General features: G+C 42.3%; 4 protein-coding genes. 3 read left to right on the top strand and 1 reads right to left on the bottom strand.

Features of this window, described 5'->3' with window-relative positions; translation table 11 throughout:
* Positions 1–279 precede the first annotated feature (279 nt).
* Positions 280–738 carry a CoA-binding protein gene (locus tag RMY16_RS25965; protein WP_322738776.1) on the top strand — a complete coding sequence of 153 codons (459 nt, stop codon included), beginning with the start codon at positions 280–282 and terminating at the stop codon, positions 736–738.
* 207 nt (positions 739–945) lie between these two features.
* Positions 946–1,884: a phosphoribulokinase gene (locus RMY16_RS25960; protein WP_322664727.1), complete on the top strand. Its 939-nt coding sequence runs from the start codon at positions 946–948 to the stop codon at positions 1,882–1,884.
* A 312-nt stretch (positions 1,885–2,196) separates the two neighbouring features.
* Here the strand turns inward: RMY16_RS25960 and RMY16_RS25955 are convergent, their stop codons facing one another.
* On the bottom strand, positions 2,197–2,793 hold the full coding sequence (locus tag RMY16_RS25955) for a hypothetical protein (protein ID WP_322738775.1): 597 nt from the start codon (positions 2,791–2,793) through the stop codon (positions 2,197–2,199).
* A gap of 163 nt (positions 2,794–2,956) precedes the next feature.
* Between RMY16_RS25955 and radC the strand changes: the two genes are divergently transcribed.
* Positions 2,957–3,688 carry a RadC family protein gene (gene radC / locus RMY16_RS25950; protein ID WP_322738774.1) on the top strand — a complete coding sequence of 244 codons (732 nt, stop codon included), beginning with the start codon at positions 2,957–2,959 and terminating at the stop codon, positions 3,686–3,688.
* The last annotated feature ends 75 nt before the right edge of the window (positions 3,689–3,763 follow it).

The following is a 3,763-nucleotide window of genomic DNA, read 5'->3' as shown; positions in this document are numbered from 1 at the left end:
ATATTCGTGAATGAGTCTTTTATACTCGTGAATGAGTCTTTTATATTCGTGAATGAGTCTTTTATACTCGTGAATGAGTCTTTTATATTCGTGAATGAGTCTTTTATACTCGTGAATGAGTCTTTGATATTCGTGAATGAGTCTTTTATACTCGTGAATGAGTCTTTTATACTCGTGGATGATTTTTTAAAAGTCAAAATTATATTTAAATGCAACTCAGATTTGATAGCAAAGCGATGTCTACGACGGGCTGCGCCTACGCTCAGGATATATTAGACCATGCTAAACCTTAAAGAAGATGATAACGCCCTGCGTGAAGTGTTGACTCAAGCCAAAACCATCGCTGTTGTGGGTCACTCTGATAAACGCGATGCCTACGGCAAGGGCTTCGCCCAACGCACCAGTTATCAAATCGCCCAATTCTTGCGGCAGAAAAGCTATACAGTCTATGCCGTTAACCCCCTAATTAAAGAAATTGATGGTCAACCCAGTTATGCTGCACTCCAGGAATTACCCGAACCTGTGGATATTGTTAACGTGTTTCGCCGTAGTGAGTACTTGTCAGAAATTGTGGATGAAGCAATTTCTATCAATGCGAAAACTGTATGGACACAACTGGGTATCTGGCATCAACCATCAGCACAAAAAGCTATTGATGCAGGACTAAATATGGTTATGGATGCTTGTATCAAAATTGAATATCTGCGCCTGAGAGTAAGTTCAGCAAGGAATGTCTAGTTTTGCATTCATGATTATGTGTACAGATAACTCTGACAATCATGTAGATTGTGATTATTATGCAAAAAGCGATATCCGCACAAACATCTATGTGTAGAGATATTGCATACCAAGCCTTTGGTTGAGTTACTTGCTTAAACCCTTCTAGAATAAAAACTATTGTAGGTAATTTTATTACTAAAGTTGTTTTTATTATCGGAGGTTATGATGAGCCGTCCAATAATTCTTGGTATTGTCGGCGACAGCGCGGCTGGTAAAACAACGCTAACGCGGGGAATCGCTCAAGCACTCGGCCCAGAAGATGTCACAATCATCTGTACAGATGATTACCACCGTTACGATCGCCAACAACGTGCAGAAATTGGCATCACTGCCCTCCACCCCGACTGCAACCACCTGGATATTATGCAGCAACATCTGTCGCTGCTACGCACAGGACAACCAATTCTCAAGCCAGTTTATAGCCACAAAACAGGCACATTCGAGGCACCTCACTATATCAAGCCCAGTAAATTCGTGATTATCGAAGGATTACTCGGTTATTCTACTCGTGCCGCCCGTGACTCTTATGATGTTAAAGTCTATCTTGCGCCTCCTGAAGATTTACGTGCTAAGTGGAAAGTCAAACGAGATACGCAAAAGCGGGGTTACACACCGGAACAGGTGCTAGCGGAACTAGAAAAGCGCGAACCAGACTCAGCCCAGTTTATCCGTCCCCAACGGCAATGGTCTGATATAGTCATTAGTTTCTATCCACCCACTGATGAAGATGATGAAACCAATGGACACCTGAATGTCCGACTGGTACTGCGTCCGACAATTCCACATCCAGATTTCACCGCAATTACCAACTCTAGTTCCAGCAATTCTGACTCAGCCATCCGGCTGGGACTAGATAGGGATATGTGCAAACCTGTGGATGTTTTAGAAGTTGATGGTCATGCCACCTTAGAACAGGTGAATAAGCTAGAGCATATTATTTGTTCTGATATGCCCCATCTCCGAAATATTTGCGATCGCGAAAGTAATCCAGAACTGGGTAAAATTGCTGGTACAACTGGAGAAACACTGCAAAGTTATCCTCTGGCTCTGACTCAGTTGATCATTACCTACCACATGTTGAAAGCAACGCAAATTCATCAGTAATTAAGGAAAATTAAAAAGTTAAAAGGGTTTGCGATCGCCTGTGGTGTAGGGCTGCTGAATTATGCGATCGCTGACTCATAGTTAACCAGGAATCGCAGTGTTGTGTGCTAATTATGCGATGCCTAAAGCCGGAAACTACGCACTTTGCTTGCTCAAACCTTCAGATAAGTAAGTAGGTGCTAAAAAACACAACTAAATTAAGAAGGGTAAAGGTTAAGGGTAAAAGGGAAAAACCTTTACCCTTTAACCTTTTCCCTTTACCCATACAAAACTTTGTATAGTTCGGTTTAATTGTGCCAACCTACTTATTACTCATGATTCCGACTTGACGGGGGCTTGCAGCAATTCAATATCTCTAATTTTAAGAATGCCACTACTCTCAAATTGCACACTGATTTGAACTTTGGCAGCATTTGCTTCTTTTTTAAAATGGGCACGCACTTCGTAAGGCCGAAAATCTTCCGTTGACGAAACTCCTGTAGACTGTGAAGTTGTTATCATTGCACCCCATTGTCCCGGTCTACGTAAACCTAAACTAACTTTAATTGGTTTTTCTGTATTCAACACTGTCGCGTAAAATTGACAAGCAAGAACACATTCTTGGACATCAGGTTCTGCAACTTCAAATAAGATGACATTTCGCAAAGGATCTGTACTAGTTAACAATGACTGAGTATTATTGTCATAGGCTTCTATTTGCCAGCCTTCTTTGACAATTGCAATGCCTCCTTTTGTCACCGTGGAATCGGCAGGTGTGAATCGACGAATCAGCACAAATGGCTCTGCGGGTTCGGGAACGCCGAAGCGTTTTTGGAGATCGTTACCGACTTCCTGAATTTTAGAGTCAATAAAACCTTTGAGATTGTTGAATAGATTGTCAAACATAGCGTAGTTTACCGCTGTAGGCATCGCCTTAAATCATCTTTTTTAGTGTTCCCTTTAAAAGTTGCAAATGAAATTACCTATACAAACTTACCAAGGTTAAAGATTTTCTCAAATAAAGAAGATTTTGGGAGCAAACAAGGGATAACTAAGGATAGTTCTATGTGTGGTGCTATTCTCTTAGTTTAATATGACCTATTGCCTCAGAATTGCCGACCTACCTACAAATGAGCGTCCGCGTGAGCGATTAATGACGCATGGTGCAAAAATTTTAGCCACAGCGGAGTTAATTGCAATTCTTCTAGGCACTGGTCAAGGGCCGGGAAAACTATCTGCTGTGGGTTTGGGACAATATATCTTGAGCGAATTAAGCAAACACCAACGCGATCCTTTGGTAGTATTGCGAGAAGTTAGCCCTGCTGAGTTGATGCAAATTTCTGGTGTTGGCCCAGCGAAAGCGACAAGTATCTTAGCAGCAATTGAATTGGGCAAACGCGCTTTTCAATCTCGACCGAATGATGGCACATTAATTGATAGCCCACTTGCTGCTGCTGCTACCCTCAGTCAAGATTTGATGTGGCAGGTACAAGAACGTTTTGCAGTGGTGTTGTTAGATGTCAAGAATCGCTTGCTGGGTACGCAAGTAATTACCATTGGTACTGCAACCGAAACCCTAGCTTCTCCTCGTGATATTTTTCGAGAAGTTATTCGTCAAGGTGCAACGCGGGTAATAGTTGCCCACAACCATCCTTCTGGGAACCTTGAACCCAGCCAGGAAGATATAGAATTGACGCGTCAGTTATTATCAGGGGCGCAGCTTTTGGGCATTCCGGTACTAGATCATCTGATTTTGGGTAATGGCAATCATCAAAGTTTACGAGAACTGACAACCTTGTGGGATGAGCATCCACAGGGGGATTAGTGAAAAAGCAGGGGGGCAGGCAATACGGTTCGGATAAGCATTTTTCACTTTCCTTATGATCTGGGGAAAGGGTAA

Origin of the sequence: Nostoc sp. DedQUE12b, from assembly GCF_034530835.1 — a bacterium.
Lineage (GTDB): Bacteria > Cyanobacteriota > Cyanobacteriia > Cyanobacteriales > Nostocaceae > Nostoc.
This window is presented reverse-complemented; position numbering and strand designations above follow the sequence as displayed.